This is a genomic window from Streptomyces sp. NPDC090083, assembly GCF_044747445.1.
Taxonomy (GTDB): domain Bacteria; phylum Actinomycetota; class Actinomycetes; order Streptomycetales; family Streptomycetaceae; genus Streptomyces.
This window is the reverse complement of sequence record NZ_JBIVED010000017.1, coordinates 21,168-47,556: the sequence shown is the minus strand read 5'-3', so window position 1 is coordinate 47,556 and position 26,389 is coordinate 21,168. Positions and strand designations below refer to the sequence as shown.

Annotated in this window: 23 protein-coding genes; 15 read left to right on the top strand and 8 right to left on the bottom strand. The window is 69.8% G+C overall.

Annotated elements, in window-relative coordinates:
- The first annotated feature begins 603 nt into the window (after positions 1 to 603).
- A complete protein-coding gene (locus ACIPTO_RS39725) occupies positions 604 to 2,388 on the top strand; it encodes a glycosyltransferase family 2 protein (RefSeq protein WP_401200117.1) in 1,785 nt (594 codons plus the stop codon).
- A gap of 2 nt (positions 2,389 to 2,390) precedes the next feature.
- Positions 2,391 to 4,346, top strand: a complete 1,956-nt coding sequence (locus ACIPTO_RS39720; RefSeq protein WP_401200114.1) for a galactose oxidase-like domain-containing protein — start codon at positions 2,391 to 2,393, stop codon at positions 4,344 to 4,346.
- Between the two features lie 29 nt (positions 4,347 to 4,375).
- On the opposite strand, the gene ACIPTO_RS39715 is transcribed toward ACIPTO_RS39720, so the two are convergent.
- Positions 4,376 to 5,368 (bottom strand): glycoside hydrolase family 6 protein, encoded by a 993-nt coding sequence (locus ACIPTO_RS39715; RefSeq protein WP_401200111.1) that lies wholly within the window; start codon positions 5,366 to 5,368, stop codon positions 4,376 to 4,378.
- Between the two features lie 206 nt (positions 5,369 to 5,574).
- Here ACIPTO_RS39715 and ACIPTO_RS39710 point away from each other — a divergent pair, with 206 nt between their 5' ends.
- The 3 genes from ACIPTO_RS39710 (at position 5,575) to ACIPTO_RS39700 (ending at position 8,264) form a co-directional block, all read left to right on the top strand.
- Positions 5,575 to 6,084 carry a MarR family transcriptional regulator gene (locus ACIPTO_RS39710; RefSeq protein ID WP_366325269.1) on the top strand — a complete coding sequence of 170 codons (510 nt, stop codon included), beginning with the start codon at positions 5,575 to 5,577 and terminating at the stop codon, positions 6,082 to 6,084.
- A gap of 56 nt (positions 6,085 to 6,140) precedes the next feature.
- On the top strand, positions 6,141 to 6,479 hold the full coding sequence (locus tag ACIPTO_RS39705; protein ID WP_366325267.1) for a DUF3817 domain-containing protein: 339 nt from the start codon (positions 6,141 to 6,143) through the stop codon (positions 6,477 to 6,479).
- A gap of 84 nt (positions 6,480 to 6,563) precedes the next feature.
- The gene (locus tag ACIPTO_RS39700) at positions 6,564 to 8,264 is read left to right on the top strand and encodes a methylmalonyl-CoA mutase family protein (RefSeq protein ID WP_366325265.1); all 1,701 of its coding nucleotides are present in this window, start codon (positions 6,564 to 6,566) and stop codon (positions 8,262 to 8,264) included.
- 13 nt (positions 8,265 to 8,277) lie between these two features.
- Here the strand turns inward: ACIPTO_RS39700 and ACIPTO_RS39695 are convergent, their stop codons facing one another.
- Positions 8,278 to 8,904, bottom strand: coding sequence for a TetR/AcrR family transcriptional regulator (locus ACIPTO_RS39695; protein ID WP_401200108.1), 627 nt, complete (start codon positions 8,902 to 8,904; stop codon positions 8,278 to 8,280).
- Positions 8,905 to 9,107: 203 nt separating this feature from the next.
- Between ACIPTO_RS39695 and ACIPTO_RS39690 the strand changes: the two genes are divergently transcribed.
- The 4 genes from ACIPTO_RS39690 to ACIPTO_RS39675 all read left to right on the top strand — a co-directional run bounded on the left by ACIPTO_RS39690 (position 9,108) and on the right by ACIPTO_RS39675 (position 13,444).
- The gene (locus ACIPTO_RS39690) at positions 9,108 to 10,085 is read left to right on the top strand and encodes a tetratricopeptide repeat protein (RefSeq protein WP_366325261.1); all 978 of its coding nucleotides are present in this window, start codon (positions 9,108 to 9,110) and stop codon (positions 10,083 to 10,085) included.
- 646 nt (positions 10,086 to 10,731) lie between these two features.
- A complete protein-coding gene (locus ACIPTO_RS39685) occupies positions 10,732 to 11,382 on the top strand; it encodes a DUF6230 family protein (protein WP_366325259.1) in 651 nt (216 codons plus the stop codon).
- A 117-nt stretch (positions 11,383 to 11,499) separates the two neighbouring features.
- A complete protein-coding gene (locus tag ACIPTO_RS39680; protein ID WP_366325257.1) occupies positions 11,500 to 12,111 on the top strand; it encodes a DUF6114 domain-containing protein in 612 nt (203 codons plus the stop codon).
- Complete coding sequence (locus tag ACIPTO_RS39675) at positions 12,101 to 13,444, top strand: hypothetical protein (protein WP_366325255.1); 1,344 nt, start codon at positions 12,101 to 12,103, stop codon at positions 13,442 to 13,444. Before ACIPTO_RS39680 ends, ACIPTO_RS39675 begins: the two co-directional genes overlap by 11 nt.
- Positions 13,445 to 13,543: 99 nt before the next feature.
- Here the strand turns inward: ACIPTO_RS39675 and pyk are convergent, their stop codons facing one another.
- The 3 genes from pyk to pta form a co-directional block, all read right to left on the bottom strand.
- Positions 13,544 to 14,974 carry a pyruvate kinase gene (pyk, locus tag ACIPTO_RS39670; protein ID WP_366325253.1) on the bottom strand — a complete coding sequence of 477 codons (1,431 nt, stop codon included), beginning with the start codon at positions 14,972 to 14,974 and terminating at the stop codon, positions 13,544 to 13,546.
- 73 nt (positions 14,975 to 15,047) lie between these two features.
- Positions 15,048 to 16,259, bottom strand: a complete 1,212-nt coding sequence (locus ACIPTO_RS39665; protein WP_366325251.1) for an acetate kinase — start codon at positions 16,257 to 16,259, stop codon at positions 15,048 to 15,050.
- On the bottom strand, positions 16,256 to 18,346 hold the full coding sequence (pta, locus tag ACIPTO_RS39660; RefSeq protein WP_366325249.1) for a phosphate acetyltransferase: 2,091 nt from the start codon (positions 18,344 to 18,346) through the stop codon (positions 16,256 to 16,258). The genes ACIPTO_RS39665 and pta overlap by 4 nt, the downstream gene beginning before the upstream one ends.
- Positions 18,347 to 18,632: 286 nt before the next feature.
- Between pta and ACIPTO_RS39655 the strand changes: the two genes are divergently transcribed.
- A complete protein-coding gene (locus ACIPTO_RS39655) occupies positions 18,633 to 19,658 on the top strand; it encodes an ATP-dependent 6-phosphofructokinase (RefSeq protein ID WP_366325247.1) in 1,026 nt (341 codons plus the stop codon).
- 85 nt (positions 19,659 to 19,743) lie between these two features.
- Here ACIPTO_RS39655 and ACIPTO_RS39650 read toward each other — a convergent pair whose 3' ends face one another.
- Positions 19,744 to 20,373 (bottom strand): XRE family transcriptional regulator, encoded by a 630-nt coding sequence (locus ACIPTO_RS39650; protein WP_366325430.1) that lies wholly within the window; start codon positions 20,371 to 20,373, stop codon positions 19,744 to 19,746.
- 514 nt (positions 20,374 to 20,887) lie between these two features.
- Between ACIPTO_RS39650 and ACIPTO_RS39645 the strand changes: the two genes are divergently transcribed.
- The 4 genes from ACIPTO_RS39645 (at position 20,888) to ACIPTO_RS39630 (ending at position 24,209) form a co-directional block, all read left to right on the top strand.
- Positions 20,888 to 21,535 carry an HAD family hydrolase gene (locus ACIPTO_RS39645; RefSeq protein WP_401200100.1) on the top strand — a complete coding sequence of 216 codons (648 nt, stop codon included), beginning with the start codon at positions 20,888 to 20,890 and terminating at the stop codon, positions 21,533 to 21,535.
- A 98-nt stretch (positions 21,536 to 21,633) separates the two neighbouring features.
- On the top strand, positions 21,634 to 22,821 hold the full coding sequence (locus ACIPTO_RS39640; RefSeq protein ID WP_401200097.1) for a helix-turn-helix domain-containing protein: 1,188 nt from the start codon (positions 21,634 to 21,636) through the stop codon (positions 22,819 to 22,821).
- Between the two features lie 147 nt (positions 22,822 to 22,968).
- Positions 22,969 to 23,469: a hypothetical protein gene (locus tag ACIPTO_RS39635; protein ID WP_366325241.1), complete on the top strand. Its 501-nt coding sequence runs from the start codon at positions 22,969 to 22,971 to the stop codon at positions 23,467 to 23,469.
- An 86-nt stretch (positions 23,470 to 23,555) separates the two neighbouring features.
- A complete protein-coding gene (locus ACIPTO_RS39630; protein WP_401200094.1) occupies positions 23,556 to 24,209 on the top strand; it encodes a class I SAM-dependent methyltransferase in 654 nt (217 codons plus the stop codon).
- A gap of 39 nt (positions 24,210 to 24,248) precedes the next feature.
- Here the strand turns inward: ACIPTO_RS39630 and ACIPTO_RS39625 are convergent, their stop codons facing one another.
- A complete protein-coding gene (locus tag ACIPTO_RS39625; protein ID WP_401200091.1) occupies positions 24,249 to 24,749 on the bottom strand; it encodes a CGNR zinc finger domain-containing protein in 501 nt (166 codons plus the stop codon).
- 55 nt (positions 24,750 to 24,804) lie between these two features.
- Between ACIPTO_RS39625 and ACIPTO_RS39620 the strand changes: the two genes are divergently transcribed.
- Positions 24,805 to 25,485 (top strand): hypothetical protein, encoded by a 681-nt coding sequence (locus ACIPTO_RS39620; protein WP_401200088.1) that lies wholly within the window; start codon positions 24,805 to 24,807, stop codon positions 25,483 to 25,485.
- Between the two features lie 19 nt (positions 25,486 to 25,504).
- Here ACIPTO_RS39620 and ACIPTO_RS39615 read toward each other — a convergent pair whose 3' ends face one another.
- Positions 25,505 to 26,386 (bottom strand): carbohydrate ABC transporter permease, encoded by an 882-nt coding sequence (locus ACIPTO_RS39615; protein WP_366325233.1) that lies wholly within the window; start codon positions 26,384 to 26,386, stop codon positions 25,505 to 25,507.
- Positions 26,387 to 26,389: the final 3 nt, after the last annotated feature.

The window sequence follows — 26,389 nt, the reverse complement described above, 5'->3', positions numbered from 1 at the left end:
CGAAACCTCCCGCAGCGCCGATCCCTCCGGGGGGCGCTCCTCATCGCGTCGAAGGCAAGCTTCCTGACGGCCCACGAGGAACCCGCCCCCGAGCCGCCTCCGGACAACCGCGGATCCTCCCCGACGCCCCCCGGGTGACCGGCGTCGACGCCCACGGCCGCGCCCCGGGCGCGTAGATCCCGCCGACGAGTTCGGCGCGGCCGGGCATGCGAATGCCTCCCCTCCACCGAGGGCCAACTGAAGGCACCCGCACCCGCCCCGGCCACCGGGGACACCGCGCACGCCGCTCCACTGCGGGGAAGTCCCTGTCCTCTCGTCGATGGCGTGTCGCTCCGCCACGAGAGTCGACTCACTCAGCCGTCGAAGGCGCGTTGCCCTCCTGCCGGGAGCGCCCTGCACCGCCTCCGAAGCATCCCGCCCCGCCCTCATGGCCGCCGCCAACCGCCCCGTTCCACCACCGGAGGCAACTCCCCACCCACCTGGACGCGCCCAGTTCGACACGCCCTCATATGTCTACTTGTGTGTGGGTATCGGCCCGGTCGATCTTCGGAACGTGGTTCCTGGACCCGGGCGTCGATCACTCCTCAATCACTGGAGGGCGCTGTGCGGCCGGAGGGCTACGACTACGACACCTACAGCCGACTGGCCGGGCCGCTCACCGAGCCGTCCGGTGGGTCGTACCAGGTGCAGTACACCTCGCTCCTCTCGCGCGAGCCCCACCGAATACGCGCTGTCCTCCTGATGAGCCTCGCCCCGGTGCTCACCGCCGCTTTGCTCGTCTATCTCGTCTGGCCCTCCCACTGGGTCGAGCGCGAGGGCGGTCAGGAGTGGATGGTCTGGCTCGACGTCACGATGCTGATAGCCATCGGCCTCATCGAGCTGTTCATGGTCGTCAACGTGGCCTCCGTCGCCCACGCCACGCTGGTCGCCCGCGACCCGATCCCCGTCGCCCCCGCCCCCGGCACCCGCGTCGCCTTCCTCACGACGTACGTCCCGGGCAAGGAACCGCTGGCCATGGTCCGCGCCACCCTCGAAGGCGCGGTCAGGGTCACGCACACCGGGCCCGTCGACGTGTGGCTTCTCGACGAGGGTGACGACGACCAGGCCAAGGCCCTGTGCGCCGAGTTGGGCGTACGGCACTTCACCCGGCACGGCGTCCCGGAGTGGAACCGGCCCAAGGGCGTCCACAAGGCCCGTACGAAGCACGGGAACTACAACGCCTGGATCGCCCTGCACGGCGGCGACTACGAGTTCTTCGCCTCCGTCGACACCGACCACGTCCCGCTCCCCAACTTCCTTGAGCGGATGATGGGTTACTTCCGCGACCCGGACGTCGCCTTCGTCGTGGGACCGCAGGTGTACGGGAACTACCACAACCCCGTCACCAAGGCCGCCGAGTCGCAGCAGTTCCTCTTCCACGCCCTGATCCAGCGCGCCGGCAACCGCTACCGCGCCCCCATGTTCGTCGGGACGAACAACGTCGTACGCATGGCCGCCGTCCGGCAGATCGGCGGGCTGTACGACTCCATCACCGAGGACATGGCCACCGGGTTCGAGCTGCACCGGCACCGCAATCCGGTGACCCGTACGCACTGGCGGTCCGTCTACACCCCGGACGTGCTCGCCGTCGGTGAGGGCCCCGCCTCCTGGACCGACTTCTTCACCCAGCAGATGCGGTGGTCGCGCGGCACGTACGAGACGCTGATCAAGCAGTACTGGAAGGCGCCGTTCACGATGCCTCCGGGGCGGCTGTTCTCGTACACGATGATGCTCGTCTACTACCCGATGACGGCCGTCAACTGGCTGCTGGGCATCACGAGTTGCTTCCTGTTCCTGTGGTTCGGGGCGTCCGGCACCCAGGTCGCCGCGTCGGTGTGGCTGATGCTCTACAGCGACGCCGCCGCGCTCCAGATCGGGCTGTACCTGTGGAACCGGCGGCACAACGTCTCCCCGCACGAGCCGGAGGGGTCGGGCGGGCTGGCCGGCATGGCGATGTCCGCCCTGTCCGCGCCCATCTACCTGAAGTCCTTCGGCGAGGCGCTCATCCGCCGGCCGAGCCGGTTCGTCGTCACTCCCAAGGGCGGCGACGCCAGTCCCGACCGGGTGATGACCTTCCGCATCCATCTCTTCTGGGCGCTCGTCCTGGCGACCTCGCTGGCCGGCTCCGTCGTCCTCGACCACACGCACGCGGCCATGCGCACCTGGGCCGTCCTGGGCATGGTCATCTCCCTTGCCCCGCCGGCGATCTGGGCCGGCTCGCTGCTCAGGGAACGCCGGGAGCGGCGGTCGCTGCTCGGCGGTGCGCGCACCCTCGACACGGCCGAGCCCGCGCTCGCCACCACCGGGGCGGGTCCGTCCGTCTCCAGCACCACGACAGGGGGCAACTGACCATGGCTTTCCAGCCGTCCCAGAGAACCAGGAAGACCGTCCTCGGTATCGGCGGCGTCGCCGTGCTGGCCGGTCTCAACGCCCCGGCGGCACTCGACTTCGCGAGCGAGCAGTACCACGACTACAAGATCACGCGGCCCGAGTACATGGCCAAGTACGGCTCCTGGGACCAGATCGACATCCCGAAGGAGTACCGCACCAACGCCATCCACGCCTCGCTGCTGCACACCGGCAAGGTGCTGATCGTCGCCGGATCGGGGAACGAGCAGAAGAAGTTCGACGCGGGTTCCTTCGACACCGTGCTGTGGGATCCGAAGGCCAACACGTTCAAGAAGATCCCGACCCCGGTCGACTTCTTCTGCGGCGGCCACAGCCAACTCCCCAGCGGCAACCTGCTGGTGGCCGGCGGCACCGCCCGCTACGAACTCCTCGACGGCGAGGTCAAGCGGGCCGGCGGCGGCATGCGCGTCAAGAACGAGAGCCCGAACAAGGCGATGTTCCTCAAGAAGGGCACCGTCTTCCGCTCCCCGGCCGGCGTCGACTACGTCACCCGGTTCGACGTCACCGTCCCCAAGGCCAAGCGCGAGTTCAAGGTCACCTACAACGCCCGCGGTGTGATGCAGCCCTGGCAGACCAAGGTCACCGCGAGCGAGGTCCGCGTCTTCGTCGAGGCCTCCGAACCGGGCCCGATGTCGGTCACCGAGAACCAGGCCCAGTACGACATCGTCGGCCTCAAGGGCAAGGACGCGGACAACACGTACGGCCTGAGCGAGAAGATCACCCTGCAGAAGCAGGACTACCAAGGCATCCGCGCCGCCTACGAGTTCGACCCGAAGGCGGAGCGGTACGTCCCCGTCGACCCGATGGAGAAGGCCCGCTGGTACCCGACCCTCGTCGGCCTCGACGACGGCCGCGTCCTCGCCGTCTCCGGCCTCGACGACGTCGGCGTCATCGACCAGGGCGACAACGAGATCTACGACCCGAAGACCAAGAAGTGGACCCCGGGTCCCAAACGCTACTTCCCCACCTACCCGGCCCTCTTCCTCACCAAGGGCGGAAAGCTCTTCTACCCGGCCTCCAACGCCGGCTACGGACCGGCCGACAAGGGCCGTGAGCCGGGTCTCTGGGACCTGAAGACCAACAAGTTCACCAAGGTCGCCGGGTTGCGCGACCCCGACGAGACCGAGACCTCGTCCTCGCTCCTGCTGCCGCCCGCACAGGACCAGAAGGTGATGATCCTCGGCGGCGGAGGCGTCGGCGAGTCCAAGAAGTCGACCCCGCGCACCGCGGTCGTCGACCTCAAGCAGGACAGCCCGGCCTTCAAGGACGGCCCCCGACTCCCGCAGGGCACGCGGTACTTGAACAGCGTGATCATGCCGGACGACTCGGTCTTCACCACCAACGGCTCCTCGGACTACCGCGGCCGCAGCGCCAGCAACATCTTCAAGGCGCAGTTCTACGATCCGAAGGGCAACGCCTTCCACGAGGCCGCCGCCCCCATGATCGGCCGCAACTACCATTCGGAGGCGCTGCTGTTGCCCGACGGCAGGGTCGTCACCTTCGGCTCCGACCCGCTCTTCGACGACCAGGCCAACACCAAACTGGGCCACTTCGAGCAGCGCATGGAGATCTTCACCCCGCCCGCGCTGCACAGGAACGGCGCCAACAGGCCCGTACTGCAGGACGGTCCGGAGACCCTGGACCGGCACCACCGCGCGACCTTCCGCACCGACCACCCCGAACGGGTCGTCAAGGCCCGTCTGATGCGGCCGAGTTCGGTCACGCACACCACCGACGTCGAGCAGCGCTCCATCGAACTCGGCCTCGTCAAGGACGGCAGGTCGGTGACGGTGGACGTCCCCAAGGACCAGGCGCTGGTGCCGCCCGGCTGGTACATGCTCTTCGTGACGGACGCGCAGGGCACACCGTCGGAGGCCAAGTGGATCCAGGTCCGGTGAGGTCGGCCGCCGGAGACTGAACGCCCTTGCTACGCCTTGGAGTTGCGCGCCAGCTCCAGGGCGTACTCGGGCCACCACTGCCCGGCGTTCGGACCGCCCTCGCAGGTGCCGTCCGAGGCGCCGGGCCGCTTGATCCAGAGATAGGCGTCGAGGGTGGCCTCGCCGGTGTCGGTGGTCGGCCGGGTGCCCAGGCCGCGGCCGGGCGGGTTGCACCAGGCGCCGTCCAGCGGCCCGTTGCCGTTGCGGCTGGTGTCCACGACGAAGTGCTTGCCGCCCAGGTCGCGCGACAGCTCGACGCCGTACTTCTTCGTCACCGCGTCCGTCTGGAAGTTGGACACGTTGAGCGAGAACCCGTCGGCCTCCTGGACACCGGCCCGCTTCAACGGCTCCACCAGCTTCCCGGGGTCCCTGATCCAGGCCGGGTTGCCCGCGTCGAGGTACACCCGCGTCCCCGGCTGCTGCTTCAGCCGGACGACCGCCTCGCTCAGCAGCCGCTCCCGCTCGTCCTGGTACTCGCCGGGCGTGCAGCCGTCCACCGTGTGCGCGACGGCGTCCGGCTCCAGCACGACCAGCGCCTTCGAACTCCCCAGCGCCTCCGCGAACTTGGCGATCCACGCGCGGTACGCGTCCGCGTCCGCCGCCCCGCCCGCCGAGTGCTGGCCGCAGTCGCGGTGCGGGATGTCGTACGCCACGAAGAGCGCCGTGCGCCCCTCCTGGCGCGCGGCCGAGGTCGCCGCCCGCACCACGGGACCGGGGTCGAGCTCCCCGGCGGGCCACAGCGCGGCCGGCTCGTCGGCGATCCGCTTGAGCAGGGCGGCGTCCTGGGTGCGCCCCTCCCGCTCCCACAGCTGGATCTGCTCGGCCGCCGGGCTCGCCGGGTCGACCCAGAAGGTCATGTCGCCGACCGGCCCCTTGGACCGGGCACCGGCGACGGAGGCCTCGTCGACGTCGGACGCGGACGAACAGCCCACCGCGAGGCCGAGCACCGCGAGCGCCGCGAACGTGGGGATCAGCCGGGACATGCTGCTCCTTGCGCGAAGGGATATTGAAGGACAATCAGTAAGTAATCCTGGCATAAGGGGTGTCGCCCGCCCCGGTGCGACACCGGGCACACGGGTACCGCCGCGTGGTGTCACCGGCGTGCCTCCGGAGCGCTCCCGGGGTCTCGCGGGACCGAAAGGCGAGACGGGGCTGACCACGATGTGACCGGCCGGTAAGGTCTGGTGCCGTGCCGAAGCCCCTCAGTCTCCCTTTCGACCCCATCGCCCGTGCTGACGAACACTGGAAGCAGCGCTGGGGAAGCGTGCCCTCGATGGCCGCCATCACCTCGATCATGCGGGCCCAGCAGATCCTGCTCGCCGAGGTCGACGCGGTCGTCAAGCCGTACGGACTGACCTTCGCGCGCTACGAGGCGCTGGTGCTGCTCACCTTCTCCAAGGCCGGCGAGCTGCCCATGTCCAAGATCGGCGAGCGGCTCATGGTGCATCCCACCTCCGTGACGAACACCGTGGACCGCCTGGCCAGGTCCGGCCTCGTCGCCAAGCGCCCCAACCCCAACGACGGCCGCGGCACCCTCGCCTCGATCACCGACAAGGGCCGCGAGGTCTGCGACGCGGCCACCCGCGACCTGATGGAGATGGACTTCGGCCTGGGCGCCTACGACGCCGAGGAGTGCGGGGAGATCTTCGCGATGCTCCGGCCGCTGCGGGTCGCCGCGGCGGACTTCGACGAGGAGTGAGCCGGGCCGCCGACCCGGGGAAAGATCGCCCGGAACGGGTGGTTACGCTCGTCCTCATGAAAAAGAGCGTGTTCACCCGCTACCGCGTTTTGGCGTACACCACGGGTGTGCTGCTGGTCCTGCTCTGCCTGAGCATGATCGCCAAGTACCTCCTGAAGATCGACGGCGCCGGGAGCTTCACCGAGGTCGTCGCCATCGCGCACGGCTGGCTGTACGTCCTCTACCTGCTCTTCGCCTTCGACCTGGGCTCCAAGGCCAAGTGGCCGGTCGGCAAGCAGCTGTGGGTGCTGCTCGCGGGCACGATCCCGACGGCCGCGTTCTTCGTCGAGCGCAGGATCAGCCGCGAGCTGGAGGGCCGGTTCGCCGAGCCCGCTCCGGTCGCCGCCGAGGTCTGAGCACCACCGCCTCCACCGCCGTACGAGTCGCGTACGGCGGTCAGCCATCGACATTTACTAGGACGTCCTAGTAAATTCGACGGTATGGACGCTGACGCCATCGCAGAGGGCCGCCGACGCTGGCAGGCCCGGTTCGACGCCGCACGCACGCGTGAGGCCGACTTCTCCACGCTGTCCGGGGACCCGGTCGAGCCGGTGTACGGGCCACGCCCGGGGGACCGGTACGACGGCTTCGAGCGGATCGGATGGCCCGGCGAGTACCCCTACACGCGCGGGCTGTACGCCACCGGCTACCGGGGGCGGACCTGGACGATCCGGCAGTTCGCCGGGTTCGGCAACGCCGAGCAGACCAACGAGCGCTACAAGAAGATCCTGGCCAACGGCGGCGGAGGCCTGTCCGTCGCCTTCGACATGCCGACCCTCATGGGCCGCGACTCCGACGACCCGCGCTCGCTGGGCGAGGTCGGCCACTGCGGGGTCGCCATCGACTCCGCCGCCGACATGGAGGTCCTCTTCAAGGACATCCCGCTCGGCGACGTGACGACCTCCATGACCATCAGCGGACCGGCCGTCCCCGTCTTCTGCATGTACCTGGTCGCCGCCGAGCGCCAGGGCATCGACCCGGCCGTCCTCAACGGCACCCTCCAGACGGACATCTTCAAGGAGTACATCGCCCAGAAGGAGTGGCTCTTCCAGCCCGAGCCGCACCTGCGCCTCATCGGCGACCTCATGGAGTACTGCGCGACGGGCATCCCCGCCTACAAGCCGCTCTCCGTCTCCGGCTACCACATCCGCGAGGCCGGCTCCACGGCCGCGCAGGAGCTGGCGTACACCCTCGCCGACGGCTTCGGATACGTCGAACTCGGCCTGTCCCGCGGCCTGGACGTGGACGTCTTCGCCCCCGGCCTGTCGTTCTTCTTCGACGCGCACGTCGACTTCTTCGAAGAGATCGCCAAGTTCCGCGCGGCGCGCCGCATCTGGGCCCGCTGGATGCGGGACGTCTACGGCGCGACGACCGAGAAGGCCCAGTGGCTGCGCTTCCACACCCAGACCGCAGGCGTCTCCCTGACCGCGCAGCAGCCGTACAACAACGTGGTCCGTACGGCGGTCGAGGCGCTCGCGGCCGTGCTCGGCGGGACCAACTCCCTGCACACCAACGCCCTGGACGAGACCCTCGCGCTGCCCAGCGAGCAGGCCGCGGAGATCGCGCTGCGGACGCAGCAGGTGCTCATGGAGGAGACCGGGGTCGCCAACGTGGCCGACCCGCTGGGCGGTTCGTGGTACGTCGAGCAGCTCACCGACCGGATCGAGGCGGACGCCGAGAAGATCTTCGAGCAGATCAGGGAGCGCGGGCTGCGGGCCCACCCGGACGGACAGCACCCGATCGGGCCGATCACCTCCGGCATCCTGCGCGGTATCGAGGACGGCTGGTTCACCGGTGAGATCGCCGAGGCCGCGTTCCAGTACCAGCGGTCGGTGGAGAAGGGCGACAAGCGCGTCGTCGGCGTCAACGTGCACCACGGCTCGGTCACCGGCGACCTGGAGATCCTGCGGGTCAGCCACGAGGTGGAGCGGGAGCAGATCCGGGAGCTGGGCGCGCGCAAGGGCGTCCGGGACGAGGCGGCCGTGGCGGGCGCGCTGGACGCGATGCTCGCGGCGGCGCGCGACGGGTCGAACATGATCGGCCCCATGCTGGACGCGGCGCGGGCCGAGGCCACGCTCGGCGAGATCTGCGGGGTGCTGCGGGACGAGTGGGGGGTGTACACCGAGCCCGCGGGGTTCTAGAACCCGCCCGTCCCTACGGGGTGTTGAGTGAGGTGAGCCCCAGCAGCAGGACCTGGGTGAGGCTGCGGACCCAGCGTTCGTCGGCCGGTTCGGCGCTCACCAGGGTGCGGTGGACGACCGCGCCCGCGACCACGTCGAAGATGAGGTCGGCGGTGCGGGCGGCCTCCTCGGGGTCGGTCTCCGGGGGGAGTTCGCCGCGCGCCTGGGCCCGCGCCCTGCCCTCCAGGACCAGGCGTTTCTGCCGGTCGACGATCGAGGTGCGGATGCGCTCGCGCAGGGCGTCGTCGCGGGTCGACTCGGCGACCACCGCCATCAGCCCGCTCTTGGCCTCGGGGCGGGCCAGGATCGCCGCGAACTGGAGGACGACGCCCTCGATGTCGGCGGCCAGCGTGCCCCGGTCGGGGAGGCGGAGCTCGTCGAAGAGCTCCGCCACCGCGTCGACGACGAGTTCGTTCTTGCCCGCCCAGCGGCGGTAGAGGGTCGTCTTCGCGACCCCCGCGCGGGCGGCGACGTCCCCCAGCGTGAGCCTGGACCAGCCGAGTTCGACCAGGGCCTCCCGCGTGGCCGCGAGGATCGCGGTGTCCGCCGTGGCGCTGCGCGGGCGTCCTGCGGCGCGCGGGGCGGGAGTGCTGCTCTGCATCGCACGACCATAACCGTCGGGTCCTGTGGCGCAGTGAGGGAGATCACCGGATACCGGTGTCCGGGAGGCCCCTCGTGCCATTACGCTACGGGTCGTAGCGTAACCAGCGGGCGCGGGGTGGGGACCCGGCGCAGGACAGCACTTACCGGACCGGCTTTCACAACGCTTTTCATTCACACGCGCGGACGGGGGAGGATAGACGCATGCAGCCACGGAACATGTCCATGAGCGGAGTCGTCGACCTCGCCGCGGTGAAGGCGGCCCAGGAGGCCAAGGCCAAGGCGGAGCAGGCGCGCGCCGAGTCCGCCCGGCAGGGCGGCGGCGGGGCCGTCTCCCCGGCCGACCTGGTGATCGACGTAGATGAGGCGGGGTTCGAGAGCGAGGTCCTGCAGCGGTCCACCGAGGTCCCGGTCGTCATCGACTTCTGGGCCGAGTGGTGCGAGCCGTGCAAGCAGCTGAGCCCGCTCCTGGAGCGGCTCGCCCTCGACTACAACGGACGCTTCGTCCTCGCCAAGATCGACGTCGACGCCAACCAGATGCTGATGCAGCAGTTCGGGGTGCAGGGCATCCCGGCCGTCTTCGCGGTGGTCGCCGGCCAGGCGCTCCCGCTCTTCCAGGGGGCCGCCGCCGAGTCGCAGATCCGGCAGACCCTCGACCAGTTGATCCAGGTCGCCGAGCAGCGCTTCGGTCTCACCGGGCTGGCCGTCGACCCCGACGCCGGGCAGGGCGAGCGTCCCGAGGCCGTCGCCGAGGTGCCCGCGGGCCCCTACGACGCACTCCTCGAAGCCGCCGTACAGGCCCTGGACGCCGGGGACTTCGGCGGGGCCGTGCAGGCCTACAAGAACGTGCTGAGCGACGACCCGGGCAACTCCGAGGCGAAACTGGGGCTCGCCCAGGCCGAGTTGCTGCACCGGGTGTCGGCGCTCGACCCGCAGCAGGTGCGCACCGAGGCCGCCGAGAAGCCGGGTGACGTGCCGGCGCAGATCGCCGCCGCCGACCTGGACCTGGTGGGCGGTCACGTCGAGGACGCTTTCAGCCGGCTGATCGACACAGTGCGGCGCACGGTGGGTGACGACCGGGACGCCGTACGGCTGCGGCTGCTGGAGCTGTTCGAGGTCGTCGGCGGGGATGACCCCAGGGTGACGGCGGCCCGGCGGGCACTGGCGAGGGCGTTGTTCTGAGCGGGGCACGGGGCCGGTTCTGACCAGTCGGTAAACCTCGTGACCTGTGATGCCGGAGTGAAAGATCTGCCGACAGAGTGTCACTGCGGCCGCGCTTTACCAAAACTTGGTAATCGCGGCCGCTGTTACTTGGAGTAAGTCAGGCCCCTTGATCTGTCGGATTCCGTCCGGAACTCAACTGATTTGTCCTGGCCCAGGATGGCACCCAGCGTCGTCGACCGATACCGGCGGGTCGTTGTTCGGTTATCCGGCCGTTACTACCCAGTAACGAAGCCCCTTGTGCGGGCGGCGAGAATGCACCACGATCGGCGACGCTCGGTCCATTTCCGTACCCCGACAGCCGGTCGGGTCGCCGGAATCTCCTGGGTCCCCACCGAGTAGAGCCGGAAACTATGGAGTCGGCTCTTGGGCAGGGGGGTCTTCGCCGCTCGGCGGAGCCTGTCCAGCAAGGTTGTGCGTGATGTGCGTCAGGCGCGACCAGTGGTTGTCGCTCGGGGGTGATCGCCGGTGATCGGTGCGCGGTTCGCGCCTCCGAGGACGGGCGCTCCCCTTCCCGAGGACGTAGCACTTCTCCCATCCCTGCCCGGCTGAGCCGCCAACTGGGGGCAGTCAGGGCCAGGAGATGTACGTCCGAGAAGGAGGAAATATGGAGTCCCAGGTGCGTGGCGGGACCAGATGGAAGCGCTTCGCTGTGGTCATGGTGCCCAGCGTCGCCGCTACGGCGTGTATAGGTGTGGCCCTCGCGCAGGGTGCTCTCGCCGCGTCGTTCAGCGTTTCCGGCCAGTCGTTCAAGGTGACGGCCGACCAGCTCGACGGCACGGGCTTCGCTCAGTACGGGGCGCTCGACTCGGGTTACAACCTGGACGGCAGCAAGTCGCTCCACCCGGTCGCGGTCTCGTCGTTCAAGTCCGCGTCGATCACCAACATGTGCCAGTCGGTGGTCACCCCGAACATCCCGCTGCTCGGGTCCGTCAGCCTCGTGCTGAAGGCCGGCGGCGGCGGTACGCCCGTCCAGGCCGACAACCTGTACATCGACGTCGAGGACCTCAGCGCCGACGCTGTGTTCCACAACATCGACATCGGTGTGGCGGCCGGCAACACGGGCGCCGACAAGGGCGGCAAGGGTCCGGGCATGAAGGGCGGCAGCGAGGCTGCCAACCCGTACGGATTCGCGCAGCAGGCCGAGTCGGCCACGCTGACCAACGTGAAGCAGACGGCGTGGGCCACCACTGCCGGAACCTTCAAGCTCAGCGGGCTGAAGATGTCGGTCTCGGCCGGCACGCACGAGTGCTACTAGGCACGTGACGGCGGGCGGGGGAGCCGGTGGCGCCCCCGCCCGTCCACCTTCCACCCGCACCTTCACGCGAGGTGCACCTCTCCACCACAGCAACGCCGTACCAGGGAGCTGTTTTCCATGAGCGCCGAGACCCCTGCCGCACCCGGCCAGTTCACCCGCCGGAGGCAGCAGTTCCGCGCCTGGCGTGGCACGAGGCCGTTCTGGGCCGGTCTGTTCGTCATGCTCGGCGGACTCCCGATCGCCTACTTCCCGTACGCGCATCTCCAGATCGGGCATCTGACGCTGGCGATGGCGACCACCGCGGGCGCCGGGTCCCTGATCATCGGTGTGCTGCTCGTCGTCCTGGGCTTCAGCCTCTGGTTCCAGAAGCACGTGCGCACCTTCGCGGGTGTCGCGGCGATTCTGCTGGCGCTGGTGTCCATCCCCGTGTCCAACCTCGGCGGCTTCCTGATCGGCTTCCTCTTCGCCATGGTCGGCGGGGCGCTGGCCGTGTCCTGGGCGCCGGGCGCACCGCCTGAGCCGCAGGCGCCGGAGGACGTACAGGGAGAGGGCGGCGCCCCGGCCGCGGCCGCGCCGTACGAGGCGGCACCGCACGACTCCGCGTCGTACTACGCCAAGCCGCAGGAGCCCGCGCCGTACGAGTCCGCCGACGGTACGGACGAGCCGAACGATCTGTCAGGAACGAGCCCGGTGAACAACGGGGCGAACGGGAGGCACAGTGCCGGCTGACGAGGTGACCCACGGGACTGATGTGGACGAGTCCCGTGTGAGAACCGGGCCGCGGCATGCGGCACCCAAGAAGCCGCTGTTCACCAGGCTCCACATGCCCGCCGGCAAGGCGATAGCCACCGTGGCGATGCCCACCGCCGTCATCATGGGCCTGGGTCTCACGTCCTCGCTGGCCCTGGCCGACAACGGTGCGACGGCCTCGCCGTCGTCGAAGAGCCTGACGGCCGACGAGTACAAGGACTGCGTCGCGGCCCTCGCCAAGTCCACGGCGAGCGCCACCCCCTCGGCGTCGCCGTCCACCAGCGCCAGTGAGTCCGCCGACTCCTCCAAGGACGACGCGACGCCCTCGCCCTCGGCGACGGACGGGTCGACGTCGGACGACTCGGACTCGGGCAAGACCTCTTCGTCGGATTCAGGTTCCGACGACAAGGCCGCCAAGCCCACGCCGTCCGCCTCCGCGAGCAAGTCGGCGGAGTCGAGCGGTTCGTCCGGCAGCACCGCCACCGCGACGCCCTCGGCGTCCGCGAGCAGCGGCGGCCTGCTGGACAGCATCGGCGACGCCATCACCGGGATCCTCACCGGCGGTACGTCGAAGTCCGACAGCACGGCGAGTGCCACCCCGACGCCGACCGCGTCCGCCTCGGCGAGCGCCACGAAGGACACGTCCTCGGACGGTTCCTCCAGCGCGTCCGACACCGTCAAGGACACGACGAAGAAGGTCACCGACACGGTCAAGGACACCGTGAAGGACACGACCGACGCGGCGTCCAAGGCGGCCGAGGACACCAAGAAGGCGGCCGAGGACGCGGCCACCACCACGGCCACCCCGAGCCCGTCCGCGAGCGCGAGCACCGACACCTCGGACTGCCCGGTCGCCACGGACGACACCAGCGGCGTCGACAACAAGGTGCTGCTGCCGGACGATCCCTGGTACCTGAACGCGAGTTCGCTGCTCCTCAAGGGCGCCGACTACCAGGGCGTCGTCGAGGTGAAGACGGCCAACGGCTCGGTCAAGAAGGTCCTGAAGTATGTCATCTCCGGCGGCACCGACATCGGCGACCTGCACCAGACGGTCGACGACAAGCAGTCCGGCAAGACGTACCACGTGCAGGCGGCCTCCGGCTCGACCTCCACGATCCGCGACGGCGACACGGTCATGTACACCGAGTCCATCTCGGGCAACCTGTTCGGTCTGATCCCGATCACGTTCGACCCGGACAACCCGCCGCCGCTCAACATCCCGCTGATCTACTTCACCAACGTGAAGGTGGTCCAGGCGGGCCAGTTCGGCGGCACGCTGACCGTCCCGGGCCTGCGCAGCTACCAGAACTGACCCCGCCCACAAGCCCGTTCGGGAGCCGCGCACAGAACTGAGGGCGCCCCCTTCTCCAGGGGGCGCCCTCAGTGCCGTGCGACAACCGCCGGCGGAGCGTCAGTTGCGCTCGCCGCCACCGAGGTGGTGGACGCGGAGCATGTTGGTGGTGCCGGGGACGCCGGGAGGCGAGCCGGCCGTGATGATGAGGGTGTCGCCCGGGTTGAAGCGGTTGATCTTGGCGATCTCCGCGTCGACCATGTCGACCATCTCGTCCGTGCTGTTGACGAACGGCACGACGTGCGACTCGACGCCCCAGCTGAGCGCCAGCTGGTTGCGGGTGCCCTCGTCCGTCGTGAAGGCGACGATCGGCTGCGAGGCGCGGTAGCGGGACAGCCGGCGGGCGGTGTCACCCGACTGCGTGAAGGCCACCAGGGCCCGGCCGCCGAGGAAGTCGGCGATCTCGCACGCGGCACGCGCGATCGAACCGCCCTGCGTACGCGGCTTCTTGCCCGGCACCAGCGGCTGCAGGCCCTTGCTGAGCAGCTCCTCCTCGGCCGCGACGACGATCTTCGACATCGTCTTGACCGTCTCGATCGGATACGCGCCCACGCTCGACTCCGCGGACAGCATGACCGCGTCCGCGCCGTCCAGGATCGCGTTGGCCACGTCGGAGGCCTCAGCGCGCGTGGGGCGGGAGTTGGTGATCATCGACTCCATCATCTGGGTCGCCACGATCACCGGCTTGGCGTTACGGCGGCAGAGCTCCACCAGGCGCTTCTGCACCATCGGGACCTTCTCCAGCGGGTACTCCACGGCGAGGTCGCCACGGGCCACCATCACCGCGTCGAAGGCCGCGACCACGGCCTCCATGTTGGCGACCGCCTGCGGCTTCTCCACCTTGGCGATGACGGGGACCCGGCGGCCCTCCTCGTCCATCACCTTGTGGACGTCGTTCACGTCGTGGGCGTCGCGCACGAAGGACAGGGCGACCATGTCGCAGCCCATCCGCAGGGCGAAGCGCAGGTCCTCGACGTCCTTCTCGGACAGCGCGGGCACGTTCACGGCCGCGCCGGGCAGGTTGATGCCCTTGTGGTCGGAGATGACACCGCCCTCGATGACGATCGTCTGGACCCGCGGGCCCTCGACGTCCAGGACCTTCAGCTCGACGTTGCCGTCGTTGATGAGGATCTGGTCCCCGCGCGAGACGTCACCGGGCAGGCCCTTGTACGTCGTACCGCAGATGGTCTTGTCGCCCGGGACGTCCTCGGTGGTGATGGTGAACTCGTCACCGCGCACCAGCTCGACGGGACCCTCGGCGAAGGTCTCCAGGCGGATCTTCGGGCCCTGCAGGTCGGCGAGGACGCCGATGGCACGGCCGGTCTCCTTGGCCGCGGCACGGACGCGGTCGTACCGCCCCTGGTGCTCGGCGTGGGTGCCGTGGCTGAAATTGAAGCGGGCCACATTCATGCCGGCCTCGATCAGCGACACCAACTGCTCGTGGGAGTCGACCGCGGGGCCGAGAGTACAGACGATTTTCGAACGGCGCATGGGACGATCCTATCGGTTTGTTTCGCTACGGAATATTCCGTCTGGCGGAAGATACAAATGGGCGGGCGGGCGCTCAGGCGTTGGAATTTCCGACCAGCGCATAGCTCTGCGTGGCGATCTCCCATTCCTCGTCCGTCGGCACCACCGCGACCGCGACCCGCGCGGACGCGGGTGAGATCAGCCGCGGCTCGTCGCTCCGTACGGCGTTCAGCGCCCCGTCGACCCCGAGCCCCAGCAGCTCCAGGCCCGTGACGGCAGCTTCCCGCACGGCACTCGCGTTCTCCCCGACTCCCGCTGTGAAGGCGACCGCGTCCACCCGGCCGAGCACCGCGCAGTAGGCGCCGATGTACTTCTTCAAACGGTGAATGTAGATGTCGAAGGCGAGTTCCGCCTGTTCGTCGCCCTCGTCGATCCGGCGCCGGATCTCCCGCATGTCGTTGTCCCCGCACAGTCCGATCAGACCGCTCCTCTTGTTGAGAAGAGTGTCGATCTCATCCGTGGACATTTCGCCAACACGCATCAAATGGAAGATGACGGCCGGATCCAGGTCTCCCGACCTGGTCCCCATCACCAGACCCTCCAGCGGCGTCAGCCCCATGGAGGTGTCCACGCACCGGCCGCCGCGCACGGCGGAGGCCGACGCCCCGTTCCCGAGGTGCAGCACGATCACGTTGACGTCCTCGGGCGCCTTGCCCAGCAGCTTCGCCGTCGCCCGCGACACATACGCGTGCGAGGTCCCGTGGAAGCCGTAGCGCCGGATCCGGTACGCGTCGGCGGTCGCCACGTCGATCGCGTACCGCGCGGCCGACTCCGGCATCGTCGTGTGGAACGCCGTGTCGAACACGGCCACCTGCGGCAGATCGGGCCGCAGGGCCATCGCCGTACGGATCCCGACGAGGTTCGCCGGATTGTGCAACGGGGCCACGGGGACCAGCCGTTCGATCTCCGCGAGCACGGCCCCGTCGATCACGGTCGGCGCGGTGAAGGTCTGCCCGCCGTGCACCACCCGGTGCCCGATGGCCGCCAACTCCGGTGAGTCCAGGCCGAGTCCGTCCCTCGTCAGCTCTTCCGCCACGGCCTTCAGGGCGGCCGCGTGGTCGGGGATCGGCCCGGTCCGCTCACGGACGGTGTCCGTGTCGACGTGGGTGTGCCGGAGGCGGGAGGTCTCCTCGCCGATCCGCTCGACCAGCCCGACCGCGAGACGGGTGCCGGCCGCCATGTCGAGCAACTGGTACTTCACCGACGAGGAGCCGGAGTTGAGGACGAGGACACGGGTCGCGGTCACTGCTGGGTTGCCTTCTCGTTCGGGGTCTGTGCCTGGATCGCCGTGATGGCGACGGTGTTGACGATGTCCGAGACGAGGGCGCCCCGGGACAGGTCGTTGACCGGCTTGCGCAGCCCCTGCAGCACCGGCCCGACCGCGATCGCGCCGGCCGAACGCTGCACGGCCTTGTAGGTGTTGTTGCCGGTGTTCAGGTCGGGGAAGATCAACACGCTTGCCTGGCCCGCGACTTCGGACTCCGGCAGCTTCGTGGCGGCGACGCTGGGCTCGACGGCCGCGTCGTACTGGATGGGTCCCTCGATACGCAGGTCGGGCCGCCGCAGTCGGACCAGTTCGGTCGCCTCGCGCACCTTGTCGACGTCGATGCCCGAGCCGGACGTACCGGTCGAGTACGACAGCATCGCGATCCGCGCCGCCACCCCGAACCGCTCGGCGGTGGCGGCCGACTGGATGGCGATGTCGGCCAGCTGCTCGGCGTTCGGGTCCGGGTTCACGGCGCAGTCGCCGTAGACGAGGACCTTGTCGGCGAGGCACATGAAGAAGACGGACGAGACGATGTCGGCGTCCGGCTTCGTCTTGATGATCTCGAAGGCGGGGCGGATCGTCGCGGCGGTGGAGTGCACGGCGCCGGAGACCATGCCGTCGGCGAGGCCCTCCTGGACCATCAGGGTGCCGAAGTAGTTCACGTCGGCGACGACGTCGTAGGCCAGCTCCACGGTCACGCCCTTGTGGGCGCGGAGTGCGGCGTACTTCTCGGCGAAACGGTCGCGGAGCCCGGAGGTGTGCGGGTCGATCAGCTGGGCCGCGCTGAGGTCGATGCCGAGATCGGCGGCCCGCTTGCGGATCTGGTCCTCGGCGCCGAGGAGCGTCAACTCGCAGACACCGCGCCGCAGAAGGACCTCCGCGGCGTGCAGGACGCGGGGTTCGGTGCCCTCGGGCAGGACGATGCGGCGCTTGTCGGAGCGGGCCTGCTCCAGGAGCGTGTGCTCGAACATCATCGGGGTGAGCCGGTCGCTGCTCGGCGCCGAGACCCGCCTCAGCAGGTCGCCCGTGTCGACGTACCGCTCGAAGAGGCCGAGCGCGGTCTCCGCCTTGCGCGGGGTCGCCGCGTTCAACTTCCCCTCCAGGGAGAAGAGTTCGGCGGCGGTGGGGAAGGAGGTGCCGGCCACCGAGATCACCGGGGTGCCCGGCGCGAGGCGGGCGGCGAGGGTGAGGACACCGTCGGAGGGCCGCTCGTTCAGGGTGAGCAGCACACCGGCTATCGGCGGGGTGCCGGCGCTGTGCGCGGCGAGCGCGCCGATGACGAGGTCGGCGCGGTCGCCCGGGGTGACGACGAGACAGCCCGGGGTCAGCGCGTTCAGGAAGTTGGGCAGCATCGCCCCGCCGAAGACGAAGTCCAGCGCGTCGCGCGCGAGCCCCGAGTCGTCCCCGAGGAGGACCGTGCCGTGGAGGGCGTGGGTGATCTGGGCGACGGTCGGCGCGGAGAGGGCGGGCTCGTCCGGCACGACGTAGCAGGGCACCGGCAGCCGCGTCTCCAGCCGGGTGGCGATCGTGTCCCGGTCCTCGCGGGCGACCCGGTTGGTGACCATCGCGAGGACGTCGCAGCCGAGGCCGTCGTAGGCGCGGTACGCGTTGCGCGTCTCCGCGAGCACAGACTCGGCGGTCTGCTTGCGGCCGCCGACGACGGGGATCACCGAGGCGCCGAACTCGTTCGCGAGCCGGGCGTTGAGGGACAGCTCGTCCGGGAACTGGGTGTCCGCGTAGTCGGTGCCGAGGACGAGGACGACGTCGTAGTCACGGGCGACGAGGTGGAAGCGGTCGACGAGCGTGGACACCAGCTCGTCGGTGCCCTGCTCGGCCTGGAGGGTGGAGGCCTCGTGGTAGTCCATGCCGTAGACGGTCGCCGGGTCCTGGGACAGCCGGTAGCGCGCCCGCAACAGCTCGAACAGACGATCGGGGCCGTCGTGGACGAGGGGGCGGAACACCCCCACCCGGTCGACCTGCCGGGTCAGGAGTTCCATGACCCCCAGCTCGACGACCTGACGGCCGTCGCCGCGGTCGATCCCGGTCACGTACACGCTGCGCGTCACGGGTGCGTTCTCCCTCTGGATGGTCGTGTTCCGGCCGCCGTGTTCCTGCCCCGGACAGCCGCGAAAATCGCCCACCGAGGGTGAGCAGAACCATCTTGACAATACCTCCGGGGGTGGATAAGACGCCCGCCGGCTAGGGCGGCGCACGGGAGCCGCCGGAGCGCGGAACATCGCATAACGGACCGAACCGGCACCCCCGGGACAGGCGGAATCGGCAACCCTGTGAAGGACGTGAAAGAATCACCCTGGCTCACCGGTCTCAACAGCGAGCAGGAGACACAGCACGATGCGCATCGGAGTTCTCACCGCAGGCGGCGACTGCCCCGGCCTGAACGCCGTGATCCGGTCGGTCGTGCACCGAGCGGTCGACAACTACGGCGACGAGGTCATCGGCTTCGAGGACGGCTACGCCGGACTGCTCGACGGCCGCTACCGCACCCTCGACCTCGACGCGGTCAGCGGCATCCTCGCCCGCGGCGGCACGATCCTCGGCTCCTCCCGGCTGGAGCGGGACCGGCTCCGCGAGGCGTGCGAGAACGCGCTGGACATCGCCCGCGACTTCGGGATCGACGCCCTGATCCCGATCGGCGGCGAGGGCACGCTGACCGCCGCGCGCATGCTGAGCGACGCGGGCCTGCCGGTCGTCGGCGTCCCGAAGACCATCGACAACGACATCTCGTCGACGGACCGCACCTTCGGCTTCGACACGGCGGTCGGCGTCGCAACGGAGGCGATGGACCGCCTGAAGACCACGGCCGAGTCGCACCAGCGGGTCATGGTCGTCGAGGTCATGGGCCGGCACGCGGGCTGGATCGCGCTGGAGTCCGGCATGGCGGCGGGCGCGCACGGCATCTGCCTGCCCGAGCGCCCCTTCGACCCCGCCGACCTGGTCAAGATGGTCGAGGAGCGCTTCGCCCGCGGCAAGAAGTTCGCCGTCGTGTGCGTGGCCGAGGGCGCGCACCCCGCCGAGGGCTCCATGGACTACAACAAGGGCGAGATCGACCAGTTCGGCCACGAGCGCTTCCAGGGCATCGGCACGGCGCTGGCCTACGAACTCGAACGCCGCCTCGGCAAGGAGGCCAAGCCGGTCATCCTCGGCCACATCCAGCGCGGCGGCGTACCGACCGCGTACGACCGGGTGCTGGCGACCCGCTTCGGCTGGCACGCGGTCGAGGCCGCCCACCAGGGGCAGTTCGGCCGGATGACCGCGCTGCGCGGCACGGACGTGGTGATGGTGCCGCTGGCGGAGGCGGTCACCGAGCTGAAGACGGTGCCGAAGGACCGGATGGACGAGGCGGAGTCGGTCTTCTAGCGAGACCGAGCCGGCCTTCGGGCGGAGCGCCCGCGGGGCCCTGCGCCCACCGACAGGCATCGGGGACTCCACCGGCGCGGCGGGCTCAATAGGCACTCCTCTCCACCATGGCCCAGAACCTGCTGATGATCTGGTCGAGGAAGTCCCGGCCGGCCTCGCCCGCCTCGACGGCGGAGGCGCCGCCGCCCCAGCTGAGCGTCGCGACCATCTGCGCCTGGTAGTCCTCGTGCAACTCCTGGAGGGAGTCCTCCAGGAGCCGCCGGTCCAGGGGCACCATCTTGCCGATCGGCCGTACGTACGCCTGCCACCGCGTGGTCATCGCGCCGCGCAGCAACTCCGCGAGCTTGGCGTCGCGTCCCGTGATGCTGACGAAGTCGGGCAGCGAGAGATCGAGGAGATCGGCGAGCGCGGCCGACTGCCGCTCGGTGCCGCGCCACTGGTCGCTCTCCTCCATCCGCAGATACACGAGGAGTTCGAGCCCGACGGCCCGGGCGACGTCCTCCGGCGCGAGGCCCCGGGCGAGCCGGTGCTCACGCAGTGTGCGTGGCCTGCCGATGAGTTCACCCGCCGAGCACCACAACACGCCCGCGAGCGCGGTGAGTTCCGGCCCGGACGGCGCGGTGAGTCCCCGCTCCCAGGCGATGACCAGGTCAGGCGTGACATACGACAGCCCGTACGAGGCGCGCATGCCGTACGCGACATGCTCGGGCCCCATGTTGAGCGCGGTTCGGAGCCGGCGGGCGGCGGGCGCGTCGAACGGCGGGGTGGGTGGCGGAGGCGGCGTGGACGGGCTGGGTCGAGCGGGGGGTCGGCGCACGCGCCACAAGCTAGGGGCGCCCGCGTGCGGTGACTACGGTCTGTTCGGCCAGGATTACGGATTGTAGGAACGTACGGATCCGGTCGCCCGGCGGCTCCGTACCGGGCCCGGGCCGGGCGGGACCGGTGACTCTGCGTGGTGAAACCGGGGGCGGAGGGGCGCGCAGGAAGCACCCCCGCCCCACTGAATATGCCGCCCCGCCTTGCCATATGCCGGTGCGGGCAGCTTCGGGGGACGGCGCGCCGGGGTGGAGTGTGCGGCCGGGGTTCGAAGGGGAGTGCGTTTGTGGTGGGGGCGGTGATCGGGTGTGGGGGGATGTGGGGGGTGGCGGGAATTCGATGGTGGGGCCTCGCGGCAGAGGCGGGCGTGGAGGCGAGCCGGGCGGGCGCTGCGACGGCCTAGGCTTCGCCGGGTGATTGAGACCATCGTGTTCGACGTCGGCGAGACGATCACCCGAGACGACCGGTACTGGGAGGCGTGGGCCGATTGGCTCGACGTTCCCCGCCACACCGTCTCCGCGCTCGTCGGAGCCGTCGTGGCCAAGGGCCAGGACAACGCGGAGGCGCTCCGTCTCGTCCGGCCGGACATCGACGTCGCCGCCGAGTACCGCGCTCGCGAAGCGGCCGGCCAGGGCGAGTACCTCGACGAGAGCGACCTCTACGACGACGTCCGCCCGGCCCTGTCCGCGCTCCGCGCACTCGGGGTGCGTGTCGTCGTCGCCGGGAACCAGACCCCCCGCGCCGGCGAGTTGCTGCGCGCCCTCGACCTGCCTGCGGATCTCGTCGTCACCTCGGGCGACTGGGGTGTGGCGAAGCCTCAACCGGACTTCTTCGACCGGGTACTTGAGGTGGCCCGATCGGCACCGGACCGGACGGTCTACGTCGGTGACCATCCCGCCAACGACATCTTCCCCGCCAGATCGGCGGGCCTCCGTGCCGCGCACATCCGCCGTGGTCCCTGGGGACATCTGTGGGCCGATGACCCCGAGGTCGTGGCGGCGGCGGACTGGCGCATCGACAGTCTTGCCCAGCTCGCAACGATCGTGACGGGCCGACCGTAGCGTCGCGTCCCGACGGTCCCGGTCGGTGGCGCAGTTCGCGCAGGCGTATTGCTTCGACCCGGTCCGGTCCGGACCGGACGCCCTCAACTGGAGCCTGTATGGCGATGTTCACGAGTGACGGACTGGGCAGGCGGATCGCCTACTACCGCAGCATCGTCCGCCCGAAGCTGACGCAGCGACAACTCGCCGACGCGGCGTGTGTCGCCCTCGGTACGGTCCGCAAGATCGAACGCGGCGAACGCGGAGTCACGGACGCCACCCTCGAAGCCATCGCACATGCATTGGGCGTCGACCCGACCTGGCTGCGAACCGACCGAGACCCCGCGCTGCGGGCCTTGCACCATGCGCTGCCCGCGCTTTCTGCCGCGATCGCCGCCTACGACATGCCCGAGGACGGTCCGACGCGCCCGCTGCCCAGCCTGCGCGCGGCCGTGGCCGAGGCCGTCGACTGGCGGCTGGGCGCCCAGTACACGCGCATCGTCCGGACGCTTCCCGAGCTGATCACCGAACTCACCCGCGCCTACCACCAGGCCTCCGCCCACAAGCGGTCCGACCTGGCCGCGCTCCTGGTCAGCGCCTACCGCTCCGCCGACGCCGCCGTCTACAAGTCCGGCGCCCTCGACCTGTCCGCGCGCATGGTCGAGCTGATGAGATGGGCCGCTCCCGAGGCCGGAGATCCGCTCTTGTCGGCCTCCGTCGCCTACGTCCGCACCGAGACGTTCTTCGCCGCCCACGCCCATGCGCCGGGGCTGCGCGCACTGGAACACGCGCTCGACTCCGCACCCGCCCCCAACACGCCGCCGGAGATCGCGACTCGGGGTGCGCTCCACATGAGGGCCGCTGTCATCGCCGGCCGAGCGCGCGATGCAGGGGTGGCGGCCAGCCACCTGAGAGAAGCCCGCGCTTTCGCGGACCAGGTCACCGGGGGCGTCTACCACGGCACCGCGTTCGGGCCCGACTCCGTCCGCATCCATGAGGTGTCCGTCGCTGTCAGCCTCGGCGACGGGCATACGGATCGCGCTCTCACCATCGCGAACGAGTGGACACCACCCCTCCATCTGCCGGCCGAGCGACGCTCCGGGTTCTACATCGAACTGGCTCGTGCCCAACTCCGGTCAGGCGTCGCCGATGACGCCTTCGAGTCGCTGAAGACCGCCCGACGGATCGCCCCGCAGCACACCCGAGAGCACCCGTGGGTCCGTGAAGACGCCGCGACGCTACGCCGGTTGAAGCGCGCCGACTCGGAGTCCCTCACCCATTTCGCCGAATGGTGCGCCGCGATCTGAGCGAGCCATGCCAAGTACCCCTGCCCGGGGTACTTGTGGCCCTCTCGCGCCCTCACCATCGGGCAAGGAACGCGAACAACGTCATTGAACATGCGGCCGGCCTGTCCCGCCTCATACCCAAGCCTCTCCCGCGAGAAGGGAACGCCCATGACCGTCACCCTCGACCACCCCGCCGACACCCGCACCCGGGACCCGCAGGAACTCCTCAACGCAGTCGCCCCGCACATCACCGAACTGACCATGAACGTCTTCGAGTCGGGGATGAGCATCTGGGACCGTGAGACAGCACTGCTGCTGCGGGATCACACGATGGTCCGCGACATGGCCGAACGGGTCCTGGGCAACGCCGTCATGTACGTGCTCGGCTCCATCGAGAACCCGGACGTGCACCTCGGCGTGGGCAAGCTGGTCGACCTCGGGGTCCATCAGCTCATCCTCGACACGCCCGTCTGGTTCGGCATCTGCCGCCTGTACAACGACGGCCGGTACAAGCATCACGCCCCGTTCATCCAGCGCCGGAACGACGGCCTGTGCCTGCGGACCGGTGACTTCCTGAAGGGGCAGGGCTGGCCCGTGGACGAGGAGTTGTGGGCCATCGACGGTACGGACTGCTCACCGTGCGACGACAAGGTCCCCGACAGCCACTGACCGGCCACTACAGTCGGCCCCGCCCTCCCGTTCCCCGGGGAGGGCGAGGGCTCCAGCACCCCGACCCGACGCAGAGGAACGACACCGTGCCCGTACCCCATGACATCCCGGCCGAGACCGAACTGTGGGACGCCTACGCGGAGTCCGCCTTCAAGGGCGATGCCGAGCCGACGTTCTGCTGGACGCAGTACGCCGGTCACGGGCCCGGTCCCGAACTGCTCGGTGATCCGCGCAGCGTGCTGGAGATCGGGTGCGGTACCGGGCGGGCGCTCGCGTACCTGGCGCAGCGCGGGGTCGGCGCGCAGGGCGTCGACCTCTCTCCGGTCATGGTCAGGAAGACGAGTGAGCGATGGGGCGGCACCGGGGCCGGGTTCGCATGCGGTGAGGTCCTGGAGTACCTCGCCTCGTGCGACGACACCTACGACGCGATCTACTCGATCTTCGGCGCTGCCTGGTTCACCGACCCGGGCCGCCTGTTCCCGCTCGTACGGGCACGGTTGAATCCAGGCGGCGTCTTCGTGTTCTCGCAGCCGCCCGCCATCCCCGGCGCGTACGGCCCGCAGGGCATGTACAAGGGAGGTTTCGCGGGCAAGGCCATGTTCACCTACCGGTACAGCTACCGCCCGGCCGTCTGGGAACGGCTGATGCTCCGGGCCGGGTTCTCCTCGGCCGTGGCGACTGTCCTTGACGCGCCTCGGCCTGGTTACATCGGGACCTTGGTCGTGCGGGCCGGGGCCTGAGGGGGACATCCGGCTTCCCCCGCATCGCCATCCGCTCCGCTAAGGCTTTCTCGCCGCCCTCGCCCGGTGTGCCGCGACCGTGGTCCGGCTGGCGCAGGTGTTGGAGCAGAAGCGGCGGGTGCGGTTGCGGGACTGGTCGGCGAAGTAGTTCTCGCACGTGGCGGCGGCGCAGCGGCCCAATGCCACCGCGGGATCGCCGGCGGTGATCAACGCCAGCTTGGCGGCGATCAGTTGGCCGGTCCAGCGCTTGGCCGGGGTGCCGTCGCGGCTGAAGTGGAGGTGCCAGCCGTCATGGTCGTCGTGGTCGGAGAGGTGCATCTCCGGCGGGTAGTCGCGCAGCAGGCGGTGGACGGCCTCGGGGGCCTCGCCGTCGACCGACTGGGCCAGGGCCGCGCGTACGAGGTCCGGCAGGTCGCCGTAGTCGCCGTCCGGGGGCGGGGTGATCCCGTGTTCCGTGAAGAACGCGCCGACCAGTTCGCCCTGTTGGTCGAGGGTCCCGGTGTTGGCCAGTTCCACGGCCAGCTGGGTCACGTTCCCCATGTAGTCACCGTATGGCACTTGACCGCCTACATCGCCGCTTCCTAGTGTAGGCGCCATGGTAGCCGATGACGCCTACATGGCCCGCCGTCTCCATCTCCTCGGAGAGTGGGACGCGGCCCTCTCCGTCCTGGAACCGGACACCGAGCCCGAGTTGCGCGCGGAGATCGCCGTCGACCGCTGGTTCTTCCGGAACGAGGGGCACGACGAGGCCGAGAAGGCGGTCGCCGTGCTCGCCCCCGCATCGCCGGCCGCGCAGCTGCTCATGGCCCGACTCGCCTACAGTCGCCTGCTGTTCGGGCACGAGCCTCGTGCCGACGACCGTGCCGCGGCCGAGGCCGGTTACCGTGCGGTGGCCGAGAACGGTGACGAGAGGACGCGCGGGTGGGCCGAGTACCACTGGGCCGTCCTGCTGGACAACATCGACGAGGACGCGGCCGGCGCCGTTCCGCGATACCGCGTCGCCCTGGAGATCGCCGTGAAGACCGGCGACGACTACTTCGAGTCCTACGTCATCCGGCACCTCGCACCGCACATGGAGCCCGCCATGCGGATGGCCATGCTGCGCCGCTCACTTCATCTGCGCGCCGCACTCGGCGCCCGGCCCCAGACCATCGCCTCCCAGGCCCTCCTCGCCGACAATCTCCCCGAGGGAGACCCCGAACGCGCCGAGCTGACAAGAGTGTTCCGCTCCGGCGCGGAGGAACTGGGCATCGGCTGGCTCCTGTCGGGGGAGTGACACGCGCGGCCCGAGAAGGTCACCCCTTGACCGCCCCGCCCAGTGCGAACCCGCCCCCCAGCCGCCGGGAGATCAGCACGTACAGCAGGATCACCGGTGTCGAGTACACGACGGAGAACGCGGCCAGCTGGCCGTAGGCCACCATCCCGCGGTTGCCGAAGAACTCGTTGATGCTCACGCTGGCCGGCATCTGGTCCGGGGTGAGGAGCAGCATGAAGGGGACGAAGAAGTTCCCCCACATCATCACGAACGAGAAGATCGTGACGACGGCGACGCCGGGGCCCATGAGCGGGAGCACGATCCGGATCAGGGACTGGAGGGACGACGCGCCGTCCGTCCAGGCGGCCTCCTCCAGTTCCTTCGGCACGCCGTCCATGAAGTTCTTCATCAGCCAGATGGCGAAGGGGAGTTGGGAGGCGGCGAAGAACAGGATGGTGCCCTGCATGGTGTCGATCAGGTTGACCTGGACGAACAGGGCGTACACCGGGACCATGATCGCCGTGATGGGCAGGCTCGTGGTGAACAGGATGGTGAGCAGGAAGGGGCGGTTCAGGCGGGACCGGAACCGGGAGAGCGGGTACGCCGCGAGGGCCGCGCACACCACTGTCAGCAACGTGCCGCCGCCGCACAGGATCAGGCTGTTGAGCAGGGGCGTGAAGGTGATGTCCGGCTTCAGGACGGCGTCGAAGTTGTCGAGGGTGACGCTGCTGGGGGTCTTCACCCGCAGCCCCGCGTGCGGATCGAGCGAGGACAGCACGACCCAGGCCAGCGGGAGCGCGAACGCGGCGGCCACGACGAGGAGTCCGGCGTCCGCCGCCAGACGCCGGCTCGTCCGCCGGGAGAGCCGGGAGCGGCCCGGGGAGAGCGCGGGGCCGGGGGAGGGGGCGGGGGTGAGGGTCATGGG